This window comes from Thermococcus sp., assembly GCF_015523185.1.
Lineage (GTDB): Archaea > Methanobacteriota_B > Thermococci > Thermococcales > Thermococcaceae > Thermococcus.
Genome location: NZ_WAKV01000011.1, coordinates 1 through 22,180 on the forward strand (window position 1 = coordinate 1; position 22,180 = coordinate 22,180).

General features: G+C 49.1%; 24 protein-coding genes, 1 tRNA gene and 1 pseudogene. 8 read left to right on the forward strand and 18 right to left on the reverse strand.

Going from position 1 to position 22,180, the window contains the following annotated elements; all coding sequences use genetic code 11:
• The 11 genes and pseudogenes from F7B33_RS00865 to F7B33_RS00915 all read right to left on the reverse strand — a co-directional run.
• Positions 1 to 102: pseudogene (locus F7B33_RS00865) on the reverse strand (adenylyltransferase); the annotation flags it as partial.
• Between the two features lies 1 nt (position 103).
• On the reverse strand, positions 104 to 370 hold the full coding sequence (locus tag F7B33_RS00870; RefSeq protein ID WP_297062213.1) for a ubiquitin-like small modifier protein 1: 267 nt from the start codon (positions 368 to 370) through the stop codon (positions 104 to 106).
• Between the two features lie 134 nt (positions 371 to 504).
• The gene (locus tag F7B33_RS00875) at positions 505 to 708 is read right to left on the reverse strand and encodes a hypothetical protein (RefSeq protein WP_297072606.1); all 204 of its coding nucleotides are present in this window, start codon (positions 706 to 708) and stop codon (positions 505 to 507) included.
• A 267-nt stretch (positions 709 to 975) separates the two neighbouring features.
• Entirely contained in the window at positions 976 to 1,473 is a 498-nt protein-coding gene (locus F7B33_RS00880; RefSeq protein WP_297062184.1) for a hypothetical protein, read from the reverse strand.
• Between the two features lie 117 nt (positions 1,474 to 1,590).
• Positions 1,591 to 2,016 carry a hypothetical protein gene (locus F7B33_RS00885; RefSeq protein WP_297072607.1) on the reverse strand — a complete coding sequence of 142 codons (426 nt, stop codon included), beginning with the start codon at positions 2,014 to 2,016 and terminating at the stop codon, positions 1,591 to 1,593.
• On the reverse strand, positions 2,013 to 2,615 hold the full coding sequence (locus F7B33_RS00890) for a hypothetical protein (protein WP_297062188.1): 603 nt from the start codon (positions 2,613 to 2,615) through the stop codon (positions 2,013 to 2,015). Before F7B33_RS00890 ends, F7B33_RS00885 begins: the two co-directional genes overlap by 4 nt.
• Before the next feature lie 348 nt (positions 2,616 to 2,963).
• Entirely contained in the window at positions 2,964 to 3,278 is a 315-nt protein-coding gene (locus tag F7B33_RS00895; protein WP_297072609.1) for a hypothetical protein, read from the reverse strand.
• Between the two features lie 106 nt (positions 3,279 to 3,384).
• The gene (locus F7B33_RS00900) at positions 3,385 to 3,909 is read right to left on the reverse strand and encodes a hypothetical protein (protein WP_297072611.1); all 525 of its coding nucleotides are present in this window, start codon (positions 3,907 to 3,909) and stop codon (positions 3,385 to 3,387) included.
• Between the two features lie 4 nt (positions 3,910 to 3,913).
• Positions 3,914 to 6,811: a hypothetical protein gene (locus F7B33_RS00905; RefSeq protein ID WP_297072613.1), complete on the reverse strand. Its 2,898-nt coding sequence runs from the start codon at positions 6,809 to 6,811 to the stop codon at positions 3,914 to 3,916.
• Between the two features lie 10 nt (positions 6,812 to 6,821).
• On the reverse strand, positions 6,822 to 7,169 hold the full coding sequence (locus tag F7B33_RS00910) for a hypothetical protein (RefSeq protein WP_297072615.1): 348 nt from the start codon (positions 7,167 to 7,169) through the stop codon (positions 6,822 to 6,824).
• Positions 7,170 to 7,262: 93 nt separating this feature from the next.
• The gene (locus tag F7B33_RS00915; RefSeq protein ID WP_297063401.1) at positions 7,263 to 7,775 is read right to left on the reverse strand and encodes a CDP-2,3-bis-(O-geranylgeranyl)-sn-glycerol synthase; all 513 of its coding nucleotides are present in this window, start codon (positions 7,773 to 7,775) and stop codon (positions 7,263 to 7,265) included.
• Positions 7,776 to 7,848: 73 nt separating this feature from the next.
• Between F7B33_RS00915 and F7B33_RS00920 the strand changes: the two genes are divergently transcribed.
• From F7B33_RS00920 to F7B33_RS00940, 5 genes are read left to right on the forward strand one after another with little or no spacing between them, the layout of a single operon-like run.
• Entirely contained in the window at positions 7,849 to 8,754 is a 906-nt protein-coding gene (locus F7B33_RS00920; protein WP_297072631.1) for an LEA type 2 family protein, read from the forward strand.
• A 40-nt stretch (positions 8,755 to 8,794) separates the two neighbouring features.
• Entirely contained in the window at positions 8,795 to 9,313 is a 519-nt protein-coding gene (locus tag F7B33_RS00925) for a DUF3201 domain-containing protein (RefSeq protein WP_297063414.1), read from the forward strand.
• Positions 9,282 to 10,451 (forward strand): RsmB/NOP family class I SAM-dependent RNA methyltransferase, encoded by a 1,170-nt coding sequence (locus F7B33_RS00930; RefSeq protein WP_297063403.1) that lies wholly within the window; start codon positions 9,282 to 9,284, stop codon positions 10,449 to 10,451. The genes F7B33_RS00925 and F7B33_RS00930 overlap by 32 nt, the downstream gene beginning before the upstream one ends.
• A 2-nt stretch (positions 10,452 to 10,453) precedes the next feature.
• Entirely contained in the window at positions 10,454 to 11,473 is a 1,020-nt protein-coding gene (locus F7B33_RS00935) for a lysylphosphatidylglycerol synthase transmembrane domain-containing protein (RefSeq protein ID WP_297063405.1), read from the forward strand.
• A gap of 16 nt (positions 11,474 to 11,489) precedes the next feature.
• On the forward strand, positions 11,490 to 12,326 hold the full coding sequence (locus tag F7B33_RS00940) for an NAD(+) kinase (protein WP_297063407.1): 837 nt from the start codon (positions 11,490 to 11,492) through the stop codon (positions 12,324 to 12,326).
• Here the strand turns inward: F7B33_RS00940 and F7B33_RS00945 are convergent.
• The 4 genes from F7B33_RS00945 to F7B33_RS00960 all read right to left on the reverse strand — a co-directional run bounded on the left by F7B33_RS00945 (position 12,323) and on the right by F7B33_RS00960 (position 16,647).
• Positions 12,323 to 13,075 carry a DUF835 domain-containing protein gene (locus F7B33_RS00945; protein WP_297063409.1) on the reverse strand — a complete coding sequence of 251 codons (753 nt, stop codon included), beginning with the start codon at positions 13,073 to 13,075 and terminating at the stop codon, positions 12,323 to 12,325. The genes F7B33_RS00940 and F7B33_RS00945 overlap by 4 nt on opposite strands.
• A complete protein-coding gene (locus F7B33_RS00950) occupies positions 13,066 to 14,043 on the reverse strand; it encodes a bifunctional N(6)-L-threonylcarbamoyladenine synthase/serine/threonine protein kinase (protein ID WP_297072617.1) in 978 nt (325 codons plus the stop codon). Before F7B33_RS00950 ends, F7B33_RS00945 begins: the two co-directional genes overlap by 10 nt.
• 83 nt (positions 14,044 to 14,126) lie before the next feature.
• Complete coding sequence (locus F7B33_RS00955) at positions 14,127 to 15,452, reverse strand: CoA-binding protein (protein WP_297072619.1); 1,326 nt, start codon at positions 15,450 to 15,452, stop codon at positions 14,127 to 14,129.
• Positions 15,442 to 16,647, reverse strand: coding sequence for a hypothetical protein (locus tag F7B33_RS00960; protein WP_297072621.1), 1,206 nt, complete (start codon positions 16,645 to 16,647; stop codon positions 15,442 to 15,444). The genes F7B33_RS00955 and F7B33_RS00960 overlap by 11 nt, the downstream gene beginning before the upstream one ends.
• A 69-nt stretch (positions 16,648 to 16,716) precedes the next feature.
• Between F7B33_RS00960 and coaD the strand changes: the two genes are divergently transcribed.
• Together coaD and tpiA are read left to right on the forward strand one after the other, a co-directional pair.
• Positions 16,717 to 17,214, forward strand: coding sequence for a phosphopantetheine adenylyltransferase (coaD, locus tag F7B33_RS00965; RefSeq protein ID WP_297072623.1), 498 nt, complete (start codon positions 16,717 to 16,719; stop codon positions 17,212 to 17,214).
• A 32-nt stretch (positions 17,215 to 17,246) separates the two neighbouring features.
• Positions 17,247 to 17,927 carry a triose-phosphate isomerase gene (gene tpiA / locus F7B33_RS00970; RefSeq protein WP_297072625.1) on the forward strand — a complete coding sequence of 227 codons (681 nt, stop codon included), beginning with the start codon at positions 17,247 to 17,249 and terminating at the stop codon, positions 17,925 to 17,927.
• Positions 17,928 to 17,987: 60 nt separating this feature from the next.
• On the opposite strand, the gene F7B33_RS00975 is transcribed toward tpiA, so the two are convergent.
• Positions 17,988 to 18,761 (reverse strand): SDR family NAD(P)-dependent oxidoreductase, encoded by a 774-nt coding sequence (locus tag F7B33_RS00975; RefSeq protein ID WP_297072627.1) that lies wholly within the window; start codon positions 18,759 to 18,761, stop codon positions 17,988 to 17,990.
• A gap of 137 nt (positions 18,762 to 18,898) precedes the next feature.
• On the opposite strand from F7B33_RS00975, the gene F7B33_RS00980 reads away from it, so the two are divergent.
• Positions 18,899 to 18,974, forward strand: a tRNA-Gln gene (locus F7B33_RS00980).
• A gap of 268 nt (positions 18,975 to 19,242) precedes the next feature.
• Here the strand turns inward: F7B33_RS00980 and F7B33_RS00985 are convergent.
• A complete protein-coding gene (locus tag F7B33_RS00985) occupies positions 19,243 to 19,929 on the reverse strand; it encodes a hypothetical protein (protein WP_297062946.1) in 687 nt (228 codons plus the stop codon).
• Between the two features lie 30 nt (positions 19,930 to 19,959).
• A partial coding sequence (locus tag F7B33_RS00990; RefSeq protein WP_297072629.1) for an LAGLIDADG family homing endonuclease occupies positions 19,960 to 22,180 on the reverse strand: 2,221 nt, incomplete at its 5' end.

Consider the following 22,180-nt stretch of genomic DNA (forward strand, 5'->3'; position numbering starts at 1 on the left):
GCCGACGACGGCGACCTTCGCGCTTTTGAGCTTTTCCTGCCCCTCAACCCCAAAGACCATTATCTGCCTGTCGTACCTTTCGAGTTCCCTATCGCTCAGCATCTCAACCACCGCTCACCGGGGGGAATATAGCTATTATGTCCCCATCCCTGAGAACCTCGTCGAAGCGAACGTAACGGCCGTTTCTGGAGACGTTCACATCGGCCAAGTCATCCTCCTCAGCGAAGACCTCGTTTTTCAAAACCGGGTGCCTCTCCTTGAGAATCTCGATGAGTTCCCTAACGGTTATCCCGTCTGGAACCTCAAGTTCCTCCTCGCTTTTGCCAACCAAGGAGCGATAGCGCGCGAAGTAGCGGACGGTGACCCTCATGCCAACCACCGGAGAAAGTTGGAGGGGAGGTTAAAAAGGATTATTGGATGGGATTATCCAGCCCCTTCTCAAAGTGTGACTCTACAGGGAAATTCCAAGATGCTTATCATTAAAGCATCCCCAAGATTAAAACCTCAAGATGCCTCCCCTGTGTTTTCCCTCACTGACCTCCGATATTCCTCTTTGAGGGCGTATGTGTAGAGCACCGCCCACAGGACATCACTCAAATAAGCGCTAAGCTTGGGAGGATTATCGACCGCGAATCCGAGGTAAATAACGATGAAGGCACTCACCAGAAACACCGGGAGAGGCATGTGCCGTTCTTGAGAATCCACCACACTTCCACACCTCAGAGCAGAGCAGGGGAAACTTGAATGAAGAGGGGAGGCTCAAGAATCCCGCAATAACTCCAACAGTAGGCGTTTAAAAGAGCCTCAAACAACAACAGCGCTAGCGGAAGTAAAAGGAGGATTGTGAATATAAGGTTATCTCAACTGAAATCTTTCATCCAACATCACCCAGATTCTCTCTATTGATACAACCACACATAGTAATATAAACTTTTTCCAACCAAAGCACCATCGAAAAGTCCCGTGTTTTCGAACCTAACTCACCTTCAGGTAATCTCGCATTTCAGACCAAACCCCCATCATAAGCAATAGATAGTTAAGACCCAAAGAGGGTCCAAGCAACCTCAACACGAGAACGCCCAGCCCAAACCCAATCAAATATCCCAGCAACTTAATTCTCGAGATGAAAGTGTATATCCACGAAACAGGCCTATAAATGAAAAACGAGAAAATAATCATGGCTACGGCAAAAATCAAATCCTTCCACGTCGAAACGGCGAGCATAGCGTATCCCACCGAGAATAGCAACAGGATGAACCACACGTGCAAGCTCACGATTTCCTCTTCACCAAATTCTTTTGAAAGGGCCTTATTCATGAGTTCTCTCTTGAATATCCAGTAATAGGCCACCCAGAAATATGCGGGAAAAATATACAGAAGTGTTTGAAGATTTCCTGGGTTATTCCCAACGCTATGGACAAAAAAGTACAAAGAAAACACAAAAGAAGCCAGCATAGGTGCTCTATACTTCATGTAATCACCGTCCCATGGGGGTCTTCTCTCTCGTATTTTTATCATAATCCCATTCATAAACTGTCGCTCCGATTGCAAGGAACATCGTAAAGTACGACAAACTGAGAGGAAACTGGATTAAGAACAAAAACAACAACCCAAACCCCCAAACAGCAAAAGAGGAACGAGCTCATTAAGGGAAAATAATCTCTCACAGCACCCTTTAACCAATTTAAAGGGGAACAGGACAGCAACTGCAAGCGCGGCAATGAGACTAACAAAGAACTTTGATGCACTGTTTGTTATGAAAAAAGTGTATTCCATCAGCCCCACTAGGACAAGCATCCATATTAAAAACGCTGCAACTTCCGGTTTGTCATGTTTTTCCTCATCTATTATTACTTCCCTGCGAAACAGCCAGTAATATCCACCCCAGAATAGGGCAGGGAACAAGTAAGCTACGGCAGATTCTCTACTGTGTAGTTTAAGACCCGTAAAAAGAAAATAAGTTGAAAAGAGTACAGAAAGCATGCGCAGGATCTTGCCCAAGTGTCCCAACATCATCCCCCCACTATGTTGTTGCTATCTCCATCTGAGGGCTTCGGGGCGAAAAACCAGTCATGGACATCCGCTACAGCCAGAATGAAATTCCCAATACCCCACAGGAATTTCCCGGTTCCCTTAATACCTGCTTTGGTGAGTATCTTCCCGGATGTAACCACCACCAACCACCGCATTATTGTCCCCATCTCATGGAATACCATTAATACCCTTGTACATGGAATATATAAGTTCATTCTACAGTAGTCTACCCTCAACCGCTTTTTGCTCTTCAAAGAACAGCCCCAACATTTCCCAACTTCCAGTTTATACCACCCCCAAAGTACAAGGGCATAAGGAACTACGTAAGGAGAGCGCGTCAATAAACCCACGAGAACAATCTGAAAAATCAACAAAGCCAACACCGTATTTCTGCCAAACGAACCAGATGGTAGCTTTTTGGCGATGGAATCATCATTAAGAACCATTAGAACGACTAGGCCCAGAATGCCAAGGTATACATGGCCATTAAGCAGGAAAAGTAAAACAACTGGAGGCACATAAGAGAATACCAAAAATTCTCTTAAATCCCAGTTGCTTCCTACCTGACATCCGACAAACAAGCACACCCCCCATGGCTAACATCCATGCTAAAATGGACATGTATCCAACCCTAACATCAACGGAACCACCATATTTGAGGGACAGAGCAAAAGATGACCAAGAAACTAGAGTCAGAGCTAGGCCCAAAATACGACTTGAGACAATTCCAGCGCCCACTATAGCAAAGGCAAATAGAAAGAGGAACAAATCCAACATCCCAGCCACTAAAATCACCCTCCAACAATTCTATTGCCTCGTGTTTCTCTCTTCAAGTTCCCATTCATAAATAGTTCCACTTATTGCCATAAATGTCAGAAGGTATGTAAAATTCAAAGGAGCTGGAAACACAAAAAACAGGAATGCCCCAGTTAAGAAAAAATCCCAGGTAGGAGTGCATCGCTGTATGCTCGCAACTTGCATATAATGCTTTTTGTCATCTCTCCACTTTTAATTAGAACCACGAGGGTGAGAATCCATATTGCAAAACTGCTGAAAAACTGCATCCTCGTCCTTGAAAGTGCAGTTCCTGTAAAGATACCTGCGATTCCAATCATCATAAACAGAACGTACAAAACTTTATCTCCCAGGGACAATTCTCCTTCACTGAGAATCTCTCGAACGAAATGGTAATAATAAGCACCCCAGAACGTCCCCGGGAATAGATAGGGCAGTGCCATTCTCATACTGCCTAATTGAAGGCCTCTATAAAGAACATACAAAGAAAAGAAAAAGGCAAGTGCCCTAAGGAATTTGAAGACCCACATTTCGTTTACCCCCAGATGGTGTTTGTTAACCTTTTGACTCTATGCTCTCCTCCTCTACCTTTGGAGTTCTCCTTATTGTTTTCTCTGCACCCAACAGACAGTATGCCACAAAAAGAAGATAGGTAATGGGAACTAAGGGATACTCATAATATAGAATCCACGAGAGGAAAACTAACACAACATAATAGATAACGATGTATTTTGTTATAATGCTAGGTTTTGTTCTTGTTATTAGATATATAACAACTTCAACTGTTGCAAATATCATAAGTGTGTAAATTATGAAAGATCCAAGTCCTGAACTGAGAGCAAGAACTTTAACTCCAATCAAAAACATTGCAGGATAAAGAAGTAGATTATTAAGACTGTACCATCGAGGCATCTTTGGACTGGGAGCTACCAAGAATAGTCCTACAAGCCACAAAAATACCCCAATAAAAGTATATTCCCACCATTCAGAGTCATTGACTTTGACTTGATATGCTGAATACAGGAGTATTAAAATGTTAATAAGGAGGGCAAATCTAAAGACCTGGGAAGGATTCCTCATAACATCATCCTCCGATCACATTGTTGCTATCTCCATCTGAAGGTGTTGGTGCTCTGAGCCAGTTTACAACATCTCTCGCGGTTAAAACCCAACCGGCAATCCCAAGTACTTTTGACATCACTGCTGCCGCTTTTCCTAAAGATCCGCCAACCACAGTTTCCAGTTGTCCACTCCATTCAGCTGATTTCTCAAGCACGGACTCGGCAATACCTAATCCCTCTACTCCCTTCTCAACTTTTTCACCAAGTGAGGATTTGTCAGTTACATCAATTATATCACTAGCCATAATTCCATCACTGAAGACTGCTCTGATAAGGTAGGAGTACCCTACAAACCTGTTGGCATATGATCCCCATCCAAGGGGCTTTTTCCCAAAGTAGTAGTTTGCTAGAGCATCATCGATGTTTATTGAGAATGACAATCTGTGGGTGTAGTGGGGAATCAGCTTTATTCCCTCCTGCTCTACCCAGACGCTACTTAGATTTACCGGCCACACTTTCTTACCCCCAAAGTCAATCTCCTTCAGATGTAGAGTTATATTCTTTTGCTTTACTAAGGTCAAATGAACAGTACAATGGGCTTCATCATCAATGGCCACAGTATCTGGACAGTCCATTGTAACGATAACAGGCCCGGGCTGGACAACATCAACCTTTGCACTAGCCATCTCTACACCCCCAATTATAAGATGTAGAGTCATATTCTTTGAAACGTGCTCTAGGGTAAAGTTCTGAACCATAGTTCTGTCGTGCCCGATAGTGAGTACTCTGCCACTAATGGTATAGTCAGGTTCAAAAATTTCGCAAGGATATGTAATAGGGCCTGCTACAGAATAATCCTTTTTAGGCCATAGGATTAGACCACTGTCATCAACTACCTTAATAGTCCCCTGATAAAAGCACTCATTGGAATTATGGTTCTCAACCCTTACTTTCAAGTTCACCGTTCCATCAACATTAACAGGATTGGGAGCAACCTCAAGCCAAGCGTACAACCCATCAGGGTCCCTAGCAACTTTCAAACTGCCACTCCACTCATCCTCCCACAGTTCCTGGTTATTAACCAGCCTGTAGAGCTTGACAGTGTAATCATGCTCCCCCGCTTGAGCAAGCCAGTGAAGAGTTGCAGAGGTTCCTGAAGTGGTAACGTTAAGGGGCTTCGAATCCTTAAGCTCACCATCAACGTAAAGCTTAACCAAAGCCCTCTCAGTGCTTGGATAACTGTTGCCTATTTTGACATTAAAGCCCACCGTATCACCCTCCTTCAGTTGGACAGACTCAGGGGCTACACCCCCTATCCAGAGCCTGTAATCGTTTGAACTTCCAGAACTTGCGCTTACGTGAACTGTTCCACTGACGGTTTTAGAGTTATTTCCAAAGTAAAAAGTTACCGAATACCTGTAGTCGCCGGCTTTGGGATACGAAACCGTCGCTATAGTAGCCGTTGAGGAGGATGAAGCCCCAACCATGAGATTGCCCGAGTAATGCATTGTTGACACCACGCCGTTCTCGTCGGGGAGGTCAAGGTCTGCCCTCCAGTAGCCCCTAATGGAAACATTGTTACCGTTCTCAACCGAGAGTTTAAATGTAACATGACCACCGGCCGAAACGGAGGAAGGTTGGGGCGTTAAATAGACACGAACGTTGCTTGCTTGGAGGAAGTCATCGTAGGTGACCCTGAAGTAGAAGGATTTTGTAAACTCCTGCTCTCTGAGTCCGGAGGTGGAAACTGAGGAAGTTGAAGATGAAGAAGGCGAAACAGGCGCCGAGTTAGGGGTTGGAGAATCCGTGGAAACGTAGGTTATCCTAATGTTCCCACTAATCACAACACTGTCCCCAGAGGACGTTATGGTACCCGAACTGATGAAAGTTTTTGACTCCCATTGGTGCTGACCGGTAGCTAGGGTTGAGTAGTGGACCGAATCTGTTCCGTCCGGAGTTGTGAGAGTAATACTCACATCCGAAATCTGGTTCCTCTCAACCGAGAATTCGACTCTTACCTTGTACTCCACGTGACCGTCCGGACGGAGGCTCTTCTCAAGGGTTACCTGAACGCCGTCGATGTAACCGTAGTTGCTGTTAACGTTTAGGGCTATATCAGTCGGCTGGGAAGTACTAGATTGAGTTAAGGGAAGCGTCTCCCCGGAATTTGAGAGGGCAACGTCGCACTTACCCGGAAGGCATGGGAGCATAGGAGACTGTGAAGGAGAAGGTTGTGGGAAGGGACCCTGCTTAACGTAGGCAACGAGTGAATCTTTAAGCTCCGCAACTTCCCTGTTGAGCATTGCTCTGACCTCTGGATTGTTGTTTCCGAGTTTGATTGCATTAACCAGGACGTAAACCCTGCGGACTTGCTTGTAAGCTTCGAGAGCAGTAGGCCAATAGTAGTCCTTTGTGTAGAGGGCAAGTTGGTTGTTCACGACTCCGTTTTCGGCAACATCACGGACAATAATGCCTCCACCGCTCACGGTCATCCAACGGGAACCAAGGAGGAGGGAATCCACACCATTCACAAGGGAATCAAGAGATGAGGACATTCCGTTCACATCACCGGAGAGGTAGGAATGGTAGAACTTCGACCACTGGTTCGCGAGGTCAGGAACGATTTGTTTTTTGGCGTTTTTGTAGGTGTTAATTATCTCGGATTCCGACTTCCCAGGGTTTGACCACTTCCACTTTTCAAGTACCCACGTTTCGTAGTCGGCGTATTTAAAACCTACGAGAACAAAGGCCCGAGAGAAGTTCGTGAGAAAACTTCCCATGTCGAAACCGCCCGATATGTTGTCGGCGTTTTTGGCTATGTAATCCTCAAGGGCCGTAATCTCCTCGTCAGTCCAGCCCTGGGCCTTCAACTCGTTTACGGTCTCCCTGGAAAGGCCGTTTTTGCTGATGTTCTCAGCCATCCTTCTCAGCTCATCGGCAGAGTAGTAAAGTTTTACGCCGGATTTTTTTCAGTTCCTCCAAGGCAAGCCAGATTTGGGCAGAAATGTTGGCGGAGTTGAGCTCACCCTCTCTGGAGTTGTCTATCAGCTTTCTGGCAAGGGTTGCGTTGGGATTACCGCTGGAGAGGCTCTCGTTGAAGGAAACGAGGAGGTAAGCCTGGTTGTTGAGGATTTTCCAGAAGTCCTCGTATGCCTTGTTGTCATCAACTCCGTTTGCAAGAACCAGAGGTGCAGATATTATCGCCCCATAAACCAGAGCGCCAAACATTATTCCTATTATCAACACTCCAAGCCCTCTTTTCATATAACCACCGAGCATTGGAAAAAGAATGTGCTAAAAAAGTTTTCTTTCGCAATTTTGATTACTCGTACAAAACCACAAAATAACATTGGAAAACTGACGAAAAGTAAATCACCAGGGGACACTCTTCCAGCCCATCTTGTAGGCGAGGTAATTAGCTCCCCAGTGGATAAAAGGGGAAACAACGAGGAGGAAGATAATCTGGCCGCTGGAAAGGGTTTTCACGGGATAAGCAAAAGCAAGTGCACTTATCAGGAAGCCGAGCTGGTCGAGGCCTATAGCGGGGGCACCCCTTGGCAGGTTAGCGCGCCTCTTGAAGAAACTGCCTACTAAGTCCCCGAAGAGTGCCCCAAAGGAGAGCAGAAAAGCGAGCTTCACCGCCGTCGAGAGGCTTCCGTAAAAGCACGGCGTTATGAAGTACTGGATTACCCCAACGAGGGTCCCTATAGCAACGCCCCCTATAAAGCCCCTCCATGTCTTTCCATCGCCGAGGAGCCTCCTTCCGTCCCTCCACTTTCTCCCACCATCTATAGGCTTCCCTCCGCCAACTAAAACCGGCGAAGCGTTGGCAAAGTAAGCGGGAAGGATATACCAGAAGGCCCAGAACACCGATTCCAGCCCCATCGTACCACCAAAGTGAGAAGTTGGGAACCTTTTATAAGGGTTGGGGAGCTATCTTATAAAAAGGGTGGTTGCCATGATAAAGAAACTCATCGGGATAATAACCCTAATTATAATCCTCTGGGGAGTATACATCGCCTACTCAGTTACGAGCTCACCGCCCGTCTTTAAGGCCCGCTGGGGCCAAGTCACCGAGGAAAAGACGGAGATAGTAATCACAGGAGAGTTCCAGAGGCCCCTTCTGGTTCCGGCAAAGCTCGACAACCTGACGATGTACTTCACCGGCGTCAAGGTCGCGGAGCTGGAGAAGTTCGACTACAATCCACTTCAGCCAAACGTCACGCTTGTCATTGCCCTCAGCAACCCAAACCTGATTAGGGCATTCGCCAACTACCTGAACGGGGGACAGAAGGGATACTTTGAGATAGACATAGCCGGAAAGGCTCTGAGCGTCATACCCTTCAACTTCAAGGTGAAGGAAAACTTCACAATGGACATCCTCGACAAGCTAAACTTCACGGCCGAGAGCAAACCTGTCCTCGGAGGACTGGCTGAAACACCAGCGCTCCTTGGAACGAAGGTTAGGTGGCTCGGCGAAGAAAAGAACAAAGGCCGTCTGGACGTTGAGATGCTCCTCTACAACCCGAACTCGTTCCCAATCCCAGTAACAAACCTAACCTTCAACCTCTACGCGAACGGAATCGAAATTGGAACAGGCTACCTCAAGGAGGGCAAGATTATCCCGGCGAACGGTTATGCGAAGCTCGACGCCATAGTGGTGATAGACGAGAACCAACTGCCCAAGGTCTGGGCAATCCACGTCAGGAACGGGGAGAGGAGCAAAGTCGACGTTGAAATAATGTTGTCAGCAAACCTCGCCGGAAGGAGCCTAGAGATACCGCTGAAAACGGAGAGCGTGGAGGTGCAGACTCACATCATGGAGGACATCAACAAAGCACTGGAGAACATCACGAGGAGATGACCTTTTTAAGCCCCTTTCCTTTTCTCCTACGGTGGGCGAGATGAAAGTTAAAGAAATCCACGAGTTTCTGAACAGAATGTGGGAGGACATATTCACGCTCAACGAGGAGCTAAAAGAAACGCTCCCGGAGAGGGGGTTTAAGGTTGAAGACGTCGAAGAGGTCTTCGGGGCCTATGTCTTCATAGACGGAAGCTGGGAGGTCATGAACTACCCACACCCGGCCTTCGAGGTAAAGCCCCAGATTGAGGTAGGAGCAACGCCGGAGAGCTACTACTTCGTCGTTGCAATTCCAAAAGAAAGGCTGAGCGAGGGCTTTTTGAGCCTCTTCCTAGAGCTCTTTCCGAGGAGCTTCATCTACGGTTCCGAGAACTTCCTGAGAGATTTCTACAACTGGAGATGGAACGGGAGGGTTTCGCCGAAGGAAGTTCTAGAAAGGATTGAAAAAAGCGATGAGAAAGTTTTCCAGTTTGAGGCCAACTTCGGAAGTGTTGAAGCACTTAAAAAAGGCCTTGAGAGGCTGATTGACCTTGGAAGGGAGTGGGAAATCTTCGACCTTTGAGGCCTTTCCGGTGGAGCTGAAGGACTACTATAGAAAGCTCTTCGGGAGTGAAGCGGAGGAAATAATGGCATCATTAAGGACTCCTGTGGAGAAGTACTACATCAGGGTGAACACACTGAAGACCAGCAGGGAGAAGCTGATGCGAATCCTCAGGAGGGAAGGTTTGAAGCCCAGGAGGAGCCCATACCTCAAGGAGGGGATATACTTCGAAAGGGAGGGACCCAACTTCGAGGATAACTACGACCCGGGTTTACCCGTGGTGAGGGCCAACAAGTTCGCGAGCGAGAGCGTCTATCAGGGTGCCCACCTCTACGCCCCCGGCGTCCTTCAAGCGAATAAGGGAATAAAGCCCGGTGACGAGGTCGAGATTAGGGACCCGAGGGGCCTGCTCGTCGGAATTGGAATAGCCAGAATGAGCGGGAAGGAGATGGTCGTCTCGACGAGGGGATTAGCAGTAGAAGTAACGTTGCCGAAGTTCAAACTGCCTAGTCTGAACGAGCTCGAGAGCTTTAAGGAGGGCCTCTTCTACGCCCAAAGTTTGCCCTCCATGGTAACCGCCAGGGTCCTTGAGCCGAGCGAGGAAGATTTAATAATAGACATGGCGGCTGCACCTGGAGGAAAAACTTCTCACATAGCCCAGCTCATGCAGAATAGAGGGGAGATTATAGCGATTGACAAATCACGCAACAGGCTGAGGAAGATGGAGGAGGAACTTAATAGGCTTGGCGTAAAGAACGTGAAGATAATAAGAATGGACGCCCGAAAACTGCCGGAGCTCGGGATAAAGGCCGACAAGATACTCCTCGATGCCCCGTGCACCGCGCTAGGAATAAGACCAAAACTGTGGGAGAGCAGAACCCCAAGGGACATAAAGGCAACGGCCAAGTACCAGAGGGCCTTCATATGGGCGGCCATAAAGTCCCTGAGGAAAGATGGAGTTCTGGTTTACTCGACATGCACAATCTCGCTGGAAGAAAATGAAGCCAACGTGAAGTTCATGCTAGAGAAGGGCCTGAAACTTGAGGAGCAGGGTCTCTTCATAGGTTCAGCCGGAATAGGGCTTGAAAAAGTTCAGAGGTTTTATCCGAACAGGCATCTAACCCAGGGTTTCTTTATAGCCAAGCTTAGGAAGGTGTGACCATGAAGAAAAAATACTCCCTCCTCGCCCTTGGAATAGGGATAATCACGCTCCTGCTCTGGTGGGCGGGGATAGGGGAGGTAGCCGAGATACTTAAGAAGGCAAGGGGAGAATATCTAATCCTCGCAGTCATCATGTACTCCATGAGTCTAGTGACGTGGGGCCTGCGCTGGAGGGTTCTGCTTAAGGCCCTCGACGTCGATGCCGGCTTTACAAAGATACTCCTGGCTTTACTCGCGGGCATATTCGTGAACAACATAACTCCCGGGGCGAGGGGCGGGGGGGAACCAGTCAGGATGTACTTTCTGGCGAAAGAGACCGAGAAGCCCTACGGCCAGGTCTTCGCGACGGTGATGATGGACAGGATACTTGACTTGGTTCCGGTTATAGTTATGCTTGGTATATCGACTGTCTATGTTTACAGACTGGGCTCGCTTTCGCTCACCTTAATCCTTGTTCTCCTCGACTCGGCCTTCGCTGGACTTATATTCTTCACCCTTGGAATACTCCTTAGCGAGAGAAAAACCAAGGGTGCTCTCTGGTGGTTCTTTAGGCTTTTCGAGAGGTTAACACCGAAGAAAGCAGAAAAGTACAGGGAAAGGTTCGAGAAGGTCGTAGAAACAGACGTCCCAAGGTTCCAGAACGATTTTAGATTCCTCATCAAACACAAGGGCACGTTTGCGCTCGCACTGGTGTATTCAACGGCATCATGGATTTTCACCGTGCTGAGAACCTACTGCGTTTTTAGAGCGATAAACTTTCCGATTTCTCTAGTAGACGTTATGGTCGTTCAGATGGTGGGCATAGTCGTTGGTATGATAAGCGTAATTCCAGGTGGTGCCGGGATAATAGAGACTGTCAACTCAGGCATCTACGTTATCCTCGGAATAAACAAAGAAATAGCCGTAACGGCCACCCTCCTTGATAGGTTAATCTCCTACTGGATTCCAACGGCCCTTGGGGCAGTTGTGACTACTCACTTCGGTGCAAAGCTCAGGAGAAAAGGTTTAATTAGAAAATAGTGAATAACGGTTTACCATGAGGTTCGGCGTCGTTGCACGAAGGGACCGGGCAGAGGCATTGAAGCTGGCCTACCGGGTGTACGATTTCCTGAAGGTTAGCGGGTACGACGTTGTTGTTGACGAGGACACCTACAAACATCTGAGGGAGTTCGACGAGGACGATATTCTCCCGCTGGAGAAGTTCGACGTTGATTTCATCATCGTCATAGGTGGCGATGGAACGATTCTCAGAGTGGAGCACAAGACGAAGAGGGACATTCCGATCTTGGGTGTTAACATGGGGACACTTGGCTTTCTGACAGAGGTAGAACCCCACGAGACGTTTTTTGCGATAAGCAAGCTCATCGAGGGGGAATACTACATAGACGAGCGTATAAAGCTGAGAACGTACCTCAACGGCGAAGCAAAGGTTCCGGATGCGTTGAACGAGGTTGCAATCTTGACCGGAATACCGGGCAAGATAATCCACCTCCGCTATTACATAGACGGCGGACTGGCGGATGAAATCCGCGCGGACGGGCTGATAATTTCAACACCAACTGGTTCCACAGGCTACGCCATGAGCGCAGGCGGACCCTTCGTTGACCCCAGGCTGAGCGTTACTGTGATAGCCCCATTGGCGCCGATAGCACTGAGCTCTAGACCGATGGTGGTTCCAGCCGAGAGCAGGATAGACGTGAGGAACATGGCCCTGACGAGGGAAATAGTGTTGGCGATAGACGGACAGTTCTACACATACCTTCCACCTGAAACGGAAATAATGATAAAGAAGTCGCCGAGAAAAGCTAAATTCATCCGCTTTACGAGGGAGATATATCCAAAATACACGATGAAACTCAAGAAAAGATTTTAGAGTGGTTCAAACTCCTTGAGGAGGAGAGCCTTCTCCTGTTCGCTTAAAACCGAGTCGTCGATAAATACTACAAAGCCAGAGCCATTTTGAAGGACAACGTGGTCCTTTAGGTTTGCAAGGAACTTGAAGACCGTTCTGAAGTCGTTGTAGAGAAGGAGATATTCCACACAATCTATCAGAACGGCCGAGCTGGGGTTGTCCCTAACAAACTTCAGGATTATATCCTGGAGAACGTGGAGAGCAGTTGGCTTTATCCCGCCCTCAACCTGGGTCACCCATACGGTTGAAACGTTGTCAAAGCCCTGATACATTGACGGGGACCGAGTAACTGCCAAAACAGGAAAATCAGCATTCTTGAGAAGCTCTATAACGTCCAAAAACCTGTTCTTGGAGAAGACAACATGAGCACCAAGGGGAGATTTTTTTACACTCTTTGGGGGAGATGGAATGTAATTGTTCTCAACGAGCTTGATGTAATAAACGACCGTATAAACAACGCCAACGATTGATACAAAGTACAGAAAAACCTCAGCTTTGGTGGCAATGTTGGTGCAGCAGAAGTCATCAACAAGGTCAAAAATCCTTCCAAGTTCGGCCAGCCCGAGAAAGATAACCGAATACTTCACCATCGTGTTCAAATCCGGGTCGTACTTGTTCATCCTCCTGAGCATGAAAACGAAGGCGTAACCTATTGCAAGGAACAGTATAACATCAACCACAAACACGTAAACAGGAACAATCAGTCCCATGTTACCTCGACCTCGTCGGTTCTGAACCTTTGCTTTACCACCGTTTCCTCAAGGGAAAACCTGATTCCCGCTTTGAACATCCTCAAACCTGTGTAGGCTATCATCGCGCCGTTGTCCCTGCAAAGGTCGTAGGGCGGGACGAAAAACTCAACACCCCTGTCCTCGGCCATACTCCTGAGCATCTCGCGAAGCCTGTTGTTTGCCGCAACGCCACCGACGAGAACAACCTCGTCTTTTCCGGTGTGGGCTATTGCCCTCTCAGTAACTTCAACCAGCGCTGAAAAGGCCGTCTCCTGGAAGGAGTAGGCAAGGTCCTCAACGCGGTACTTTCCAGTGCGGTATTTCCTGACCGCTTCGGTGAGAACGCCGGAGAAACTCAAATCCATGCCCTTTACAGCGTAGGGAAGCTCTATGTACCTCTCCCCCTTACGGGCGAGCCTCTCTATTTTCGGGCCCCCTGGAAAGCCTATGCCAAGCTCCCTAGCGAAAGTGTCTATGGCATTGCCTATGCCTATGTCAAGGGTCTCCCCGAAAACGCGGTAGCGACCGCCCTCCAAAGCAAGAACCTGAGTGTTCCCACCGCTGACGTACAGACCGACCGGGTCCTTAACGCCGAACATTTTCGTGATTTCCACGTGGGCTATGCAGTGGTTTACCCCCACTATCGGCTTCCCATAGCGTATCGCCAGCGCCCGCGCGGCCGTGGCAACGACGCGAAGGGCCGGCCCGAGGCCGGGCCCCTGGGAGAACGCTATAACGTCAACGTCCTCTATTGTTATTCCTGCCTCGTCGAGGGCCTTCTTAAGGAGAGGTTTGAGAAGCCTCGCATGGTGTTCAGCGGCTTCCTTGGGGTGGATTCCACCCTTTTCGGTCGTTAGAGTATCGAATACGTTGGCCAGAACTTCCTTCTCAGTGACGATTCCAATGCCAAGGGTGTGGGCGGTTCCCTCTATACCTAAAGCTATCATCGTCACCACTGTTGGTGGAAGGATTAAAAAGGTTACCCGCGTTGAAGAAGGACAAGAGGGCAGGGAAGAGAGAAAACATCACACTACAATCTTTCAGACAGCCATTTCAAAGCCCTAGCGGCCCGCTCCGGAGTGGGAAAGTTCTTAACGCCGTGCTTTTCCAGAAGCCCAACGCCATCCTTAATGAGCTCGCCGGCCATAAAGTTGACTACAATCGGCTTGTCGCAGTCGGCCTCGATGATTGCTTTTGCTATCTCCTCGCTCGGTATGAATATCGGGGGAACGCAGATGACGAGGAGCGAATCGACGTTCTCATCCCTGCAGACCGTCTCGATGGCTCTTCTATAGCGCTCGTAGTCGGCATCCGCTATGAGGTCTATTGGATTCTTCACCGAACATTGAGGTGGAAGGAAGGAGCGAAGCTTTTGAGTTGTTTCATCGCTCAGCTTTGCCAGTTCAAGGCCAAGCCTCTCAAGCTTGTCCGTTGCCAGAACACCTGGCCCACCTGAGTTCGTAATTACCGCCACGCGCTTTCCGGCCCTTGGATACATCTCGAAGACCTTAGCCGCGTCGAAAAGCTCTTCCATCTCATCTACCTCTATGGCCCCAGCCTGTTTAAAGGCCGCGCGGTAGATTTCGTAGCTTCCAGCCAGAGAACCGGTGTGGGATGCTGCAGCTTTGGCACCGCTCGCGCTCTTTCCGGCCTTAAGGATTACCACGGGCTTTTTTTCGCTCGCGTAGTGGAGTGCCTTAAGGAAGCGCCTGCCGTCTCTAACTCCCTCGATGTAAAGGGCTATGGCCTTAGTATTTTCATCGTCAGCGAAGTATTCTAAAAAGTCACTCTCGTTTAGGTCAGCGGCGTTTCCATAGCTTACAAAGGCCGAAAATCCTATCCCCTCTTCGTTCCCCATGGCCAAAGCCGCGCCACCGAAGGCACCGCTCTGGCTAATTAGAGCCAGACCTCCGGGCCTTACGCGAACCTCGAAGGAGCCGAAGAACTTCCCGTGGACGCCGAAAATACCGGCGCAGTTGGGGCCTATGATTCTAACGCCGTGCTTTCTGGCTTTTTCAACGAGTTCCCTCTCCAGTTCTTCGTTCCCGACCTCAGAAAAGCCAGCCGAAATGACTACCGCCCCCTTGATGAGGGGGCCTATCTCATCAACTAACCCGGGAACAACCCTGGCCGGAACGGCTATTATGGCGGTATCCACTGGTTCCTCGAGTTTCTCCCGTATCTGGAAGGTTCTCCCAGCAACTTCAACAGTTCCGCCCTTAGGATTCACTGGGATTATCTTACCCTTAAAGCCACCCTCAACGATGTTCCTGAGGATTTCGTAGGCTATTGCACCCCTCTTGAAGGACCCGAAGACGGCGACGCTTTGGGGATAGAAAAAGAAGTCAAGGTTCATTCTCGTCACCCTCCCGATGGATTTCGTCTAGCCGTTCCGAGGAGGGTTTGGTTTCCCCTCCAGTTCCTTTAAGTCCGGTATCACTCTCCTCAGAGCCGGAAGTTCGGGACCTCCTTCTGAAGAGGAATACAAGAACAGCGATGAGCACCAATCCAAGGCCAGCGATGGCGTAGACGTAAGTGTTTCTCTCCTCCTCGAACTCCATGATGAGGGTATTGTCGGGACCGAGCTGGTACTTTCCGCCGATTACCGTTATGTTATCGAACCTTCCGGGCAGTTTGAGAACGACGAGCCATTTCGTGTAACGCCAGCTCTTCTTTACAGAAACTTGGGGCTTGGCAACCCCAATCACCTTGAGACCGTTGGGTATCTTTGAGGCCGAGATACTCAACGGATGCATGGTCTGCCTGAACGACTCAAGAAGGGTGCTCTTGACCGAGGGTGTTGCGTTGGCACCGATGAAGGTCGCGTTGAAGTAAACCAGCCCCTCAGTCGGGTCGAAAGAGACGTTGAGGTACCTCTTTGTAGAGTTAAGGAACTGAACGAGCCTGTAAACAGGGTTGTATAGCTTTATCATGGGGAAGTAGTCCCCGTTCTCCCAGACAGCAACGTTATCAACGAGCTCCTTGGGGGCGGGAACGAGAGTGTAGATGTCGTAGTTTCTCGGCAGAACCACCGTTAATCGTTTCCACCGGAAAGGATACACAACCCCCAAAAATTTCATTGTCATCGAACCATAGTAGGGACAGGAGAGGTATTTCCCGTCTTCACTCACAAGAAACGGCGCCAGAGTGAAGCGAACGACGGCGCGCCATTTCCCGGTGACCTGAACCGGCCCCCCGGGAGGAACGTATATGACAGCACTCAGGTTTGAACCTTGAAGCTTGTCGTTTATGAAGTCCTTGAAGCTCTCGTAAACGACGCCGTAAACTAGGTTCGCAAACTCCCTGGTGGCGTTTGTTTTGTTCTCCTTTGCAAGGGAATTGTAGTAGTCGATGAACGTCCTGTTGACAAGGGTTGCCTCAATCGTGAAGGAGCCGGCCCAGACCAGTGAGCCGTTAACGTTCATCTGGGAAACCCTGAGAAACACGTTGACATCAAATAGGTTAATGGACTTCGTATTCTCGGCCATAGCCCACGTGGGAACGGCAGAAAGAATAATCATAACAGCGAGCAGAGCGGAAAGCTTCCTCATGCCACCACCCAAGTGGACTCAGCTGGGGCGATAAAAAAGCTTATTGGTCTGTCCCTCTAAGTTCCCAGCATGGAAAAGAGGTTCAGGAAAGTCGTAGTGGGCGGAACCTTCGACAGACTCCACCTCGGCCACAAAGCCCTACTAAGGAAGGCCTTTGAAGTTGGCAAATACGTCTACATAGGACTAACTTCCGATGAGATGATTAGAAACAAGCCCTACGCCGAGAAAATCCTCCCCTACGAGGTTAGGCTCAAAGATTTGCTCAAGTTCCTCGACGTTAACGGATACTCCAACTATAGGATAATCAAAATTCACAACGCCATAGGCTTCGCCGGGGAGATGAAGAGCCTTGAAGCCATAGTAGTCAGCGAGGAAACCTACAAGGGGGCACTCGTGGTCAACAAAGCTAGAGCCGAGAGGGGCCTCAAACCCCTCGAGATAGTGGTCATTCCAATAATAAAAAGCCATGTTGGGCCCAAAATAAGCTCCTCCCTCATAAGAGCCGGGCTGATTGACCCATTTGGGAGACCCCTCCAGTGGAAACAGAACTCCCCGAAAGACGTTTAAGGGAGAAAAGCGTAACACCAACGGTGATACCAATGGCGAAGCTGAAGGAGCCGATTATAGCGATAAACTTCAAGACCTACATAGAGGCAACCGGGAAGAGGGCCCTGGAGATAGCCAAGGCCGCGGAGAAGGTCTGGAAAGAGACAGGAATAACAATAGTCGTTGCACCGCAGCTCGTGGACCTCAGAACGATAGCGGAGAGCGTTGAAATCCCTGTCTTTGCCCAGCACATAGACCCAATAAAGCCGGGTAGTCATACAGGTCACGTTCTTCCCGAGGCTGTTAAGGAGGCCGGTGCAGTGGGAACGCTCCTCAACCACTCAGAGAAGAGAATGGTTTTGGCTGACCTCGAGGCAAGCATCAGAAGGGCAGAAGAAGTTGGGCTCATAACGATGGTCTGCTCCAACAATCCAGCCGTTTCGGCGGCAGTTGCGGCCCTCAATCCCGACTACGTGGCCGTTGAGCCACCAGAACTCATAGGAACTGGAATCCCGGTGAGCAAGGCCAAGCCCGAAGTCATAACCAATACCGTTGAACTGGTTAGAAAAGTGAACCCCAAAGTAAAGGTCCTTACCGGGGCGGGCATAAGCACTGGAGAAGACGTCAAGAAAGCCCTAGAGCTGGGAAGCGTCGGCGTTCTCCTCGCGAGCGGAGTTACAAAAGCCAAGAACCCAGAGAAGGCCATAAGGGATTTGGTCTCGCTTATAATTTGAGCTTTTCACTTCTTCCCTTCTTGCCCTTCTGAAGAAAAATACAACAAAAAGAAAGGAACATTACATAGCGGTGTAACCGCCGTCGATTACCAGCTCAGCCCCTGTTACGAACCTCGACTCGTCAGAGGCAAGATAAAGAACGGCGTAGGCAACGTCTATCGGCTCACCAACCCAGCCAACAGGGTTCATTCTGGCGAACACTTTTCTACACTGCCCCCCATCCGGAATTCCCATCTTCCCGCAGGCCTTTTTGAGCATGGGAGTCCAGATACTCCCGGGGTGGATGGAATTAACGCGGATGTTGTCCTTTGCATAGATGAGGGCATCGGTCTTCGTCATTATCCTAATTGCACCCTTGGAGGCGTGGTATGGTGGAATTCCCGGTGAGCCGACGATTCCATAAATGGAGGAGATGTTGACGATGCTTCCACCACCGGCTTTCTTCATGTATGGAATGACGTGCTTCGTGCAGAAGAACACCCCCTTAACGTTGACGTTCATGACTTGGTCCCACTCTTCCTCAGTAAGCTCGTGAGTCGGCTTGTCGACGCCAGTTATTCCAGCGTTGTTAACGAGAATATCAATCTTCCCAAACTCCTTCGCTATCTCTGCGAAGACTCTTTCCACCTCATCTTCGTTGCTGACGTCAAGTTTCCAGAACTTGGCGGTTCCGCCTGCCTTCCTGATGCTTTCAACGACCTCGTTACCATTCTCAACGTTTCTACCGGTGACGGCTACCTTCGCCCCTTCTTTCGCTAAAAGCTCGGCTATGGCCCTTCCAATTCCGGAAGTAGCTCCGGTGACAACGGCAACCTTTCCATCGACCCTTCTCATTTTTATTCCCCCGAACGTCAATCAAAGAATAAAAACACACTAATTACGCGCTTGAGTTTTTAAAACTTTCTAAACAGGAATTATTGCTACCACCAAGTTAAGATTTATAAAGCGTAAGCTTTGCATTTTTATCGGGTAGCCCCGTGGTGTAGCGGCCAAGCATGCGGGACTTTGGATCCCGCGACCCGGGTTCGAATCCCGGCGGGGCTACCATAGAACTTTTGCCAAGCAAAAGTTTCATCAAAGTTCGCATGTCGCTTTGGAAATTCTCAGTTTTAAGGGGTTTGCTCCTCCACCTGTAGGTTTTGCGACGTTTCACTCCGAGAATAACGCCCGAAGGGCGTTAAAAGAAGGGAAACGGGCTTTAACATCGAGATTTTGGGTTAAACCCGCTTCGAACTTGCAATTTTTGAGAGGACATGCAAACTCATTCCAAGCAATTTTGATTATTCTTTGGTCAAACTTTGCCCTGCAAAGCTTCCTAGAACGCGAACTCCTCAACGCTAAAGCTCTCCATAACTCTGTCGAAGTCACTCTCTGGAGTGTAGACAAACCCACAGCGGGTGCACCTCAAAACGCCGTTCTCCTCACTAAGGGGAGCAAAACAAACCGGACAGCGGTATTCATCTCGCCCCAGGGAATCGTAAACATCGTCCCTCATGACGAGGACGTTTAAATCACTTTCCCAGTCCTCGTGGAGAAGCCCCCAGTAGGGCGTCTCAACTGGGTAGAAGTCTTCAAGGATGAGTGCCTTAATCCCGATTCCCCTAACGTCTGGAGGAAGGCTCTCCGCAGGCTCTATAACAACAACGTACTGGTTGTAGAATTCTATATTCTCCGCTCTAATCGTTAATCCCCTTGAGAGTCTCGAACGGAGGGGGAACAGCTGGAGGAACAAGCTCTCCCGCTCAACGTCCCAGCTCGCGCTTATTGAAACGCTCCCCTTCGTGAAGAACTGCGTAACGTACTGGTCACCGCTCTCCTCTCCAGCGAAGGAAAAACCAAGCTTCCTCATCGCCCGGCTTATAAATCCCGGTCTGGGAAGCTTTTGGTAATTAACCAAGTACTCCCCTATCCAACCCGCTAAGGGCATGGAGTAACCAATGAAGGCCTGCCTTTGAACGCGCAGGTAAGCAACGCTGGGAACTAACTTGAACTGGTTCATCAAAGAAAATTGAGACGGTCAAAGTATAAATAGCTAACTCCCGAAGAACTCGTCGAGGCTTATGCTCTTCCTTTTCTTGGCCTTAGCACGCTTCTCCTTCTTGACATCCTCCTTAAGTGTCTTCGATTTTTCGGCCACTTTGGACTTCTTCTCGACGGTTTTTCTTTTACCCCCCTTTCCATTTCCGTTGAAGCTTTCAAGGTAGCCGTTCTTTCCGTTTGAATGGCCGGTTCTTTCCTTAATCATTTTCTCACATACATCTGCTGAAAAACCCAGTAAGGTTCTCTGCTTTTCCGGCAAAACGTTGTCGAAGAGCGTCTTTATGTCCTTCTCGGTCAGGCAAATCCTCTGCCTCGTGTAGTCTTTGACCTTATACCTAGTAACCAGCATCTTCGCCGTTGGCAGGTACTTCTCGACCGCACCTTTGCTTACCGTCAAGACTATCTTCCCGCCACACTTGGGACACTTCCCCGTCAGCGGTGGCCTCCTGTATTTAGTGTTGCACTTCACACAGCGGAACTCCTGTCTGGTAAAGCTCCTGAGATTGCCCCTCAAGTCCGGAATCAGGTGGGAGTTGAGTATTGTCTCGGCAACGTGGTGTTCATCAACTGCGCGAATCCTCTCGGCCAAAGCCAGCTGTCTTTCAACCTTCTCCACCATGTCGCCGAGCTGTTTGTAGAGGCTCATCTTCGGGCCAAGGCCAATATCGTCGGTATCGTGGGTGAACTTTATGCCCTCGTACATCTCAGGTTTGCCGAGTCTATCCTCGACGCGCTCGATGAACTTGACTTCCTTGGGCGACTTCATCTCGTAGGTAGCCCTGTAGAATTCCAGCGGATAGTACCTGACCACATCCATATTGTGGACCTCGCTGTCCACTTCCCTCGGGTCTAGACGGGTCGTAACTACCAGTGGCGCGTCCATTTTTCCACCGCGCTTCTCCGGGAGGTAATACTTGCTGAAGTTCAGCAGGGCATCGAGGAGGAGCATTACAGCGTCTTCGTCCCCGTCACAATTTGCAGTAGTAATATTCTCATTAACTACTATAGTATGATATTTAGCTGCACTCAGAGAGTAAACAAACTCACCGGATGGCTTAACATAACGGACGGAACGCACTTTGACGACCGCACCTTCACCGACTGCCCTCCTGTAGTGGTAAAATCTGCGTCCTTCCCAGGAGTTTCCAGCACTTCTCTTCCTTTCACTGATGAAGCCAATCTCATCCATAAACCTCTTTGCCTGAATTCCATACAGGTTTAAGTGGTAAACCCTTGAAACTGGAACTTCCCCACCCTTTCTCTGATGGTACTTTTGAACGACGTTTCCTTTTCTGCTGTTTGCATCCTTGTCAACCCCCCAGCTGGAGTAAAGGCCAAACTTGGATATCAGCAACGTGTCTATATCCTCAAGAAGCGTTTTATTGACACTGTACACCGCAATCATGGGCTTTCTAGGCACAGCACTCCCATCCCCCTCAAAGTAGGCCCTGAGCATCTCGGCAACCGTCTCTCTTGGGAGGGTGTAAACGAGTGAGGGGACACGCTTGGTGTGGGCGTTCCTTCCAGCTTTGAGAACTTCTGTGAAGAGCAGGTAGAGAACGCGGGAACCGACAATGATTTTCTCTCCCCTTTCATAGATTCCAAAGCCATCCCCAAAGGCCTCTCTGAGGGCCCTTTTCAGGTCTTCTCTGGCCTCTTCATCGGCTATGAAGAAGCCAATCTGGTAAACGCTTTCACTTTCCCTCGCGTAGCCTTCAGCCAAATAGTAGCCGAGAACCCTCATCAAAGGTTTTATTGGGACGAAGCGGTTAATAACCACCCTATCACGTTTAAAGGCAATTTTACAATCTGGAACCTCTGAGAGTTGAATGTTCCTGGCTTTCAGGGACTCCAAGAGAACGCCCAATGGAAGAGAATCCCGTCTAATGTAATCTGCCTTGATGTTCTCATCCAAACCCATTGACTTAATCCACCCCGCTATGCCCCTCACCATTATCCTGTCCCAGAGTTCCCGGAACTCATCTCTCGTGAACTTCTCCAGAAGGTCAAGATACTCAACGTTCATCTCCGGAAACTCCAGTTTCGGGACGAGTATCCTATTGCCCTCTTTCACCTCGAAAGCCCGCTTTTCCACAAACTTCCCGTTCTCATAGACGAGAACAGGATGGTCAACCGTTGTTTCGAAGGTCCTTCCAAGCTCAAGCTCGAAGCGAACGAGGTGGTCCGTTGAAGGGGCTTTTATGACGTCCTCA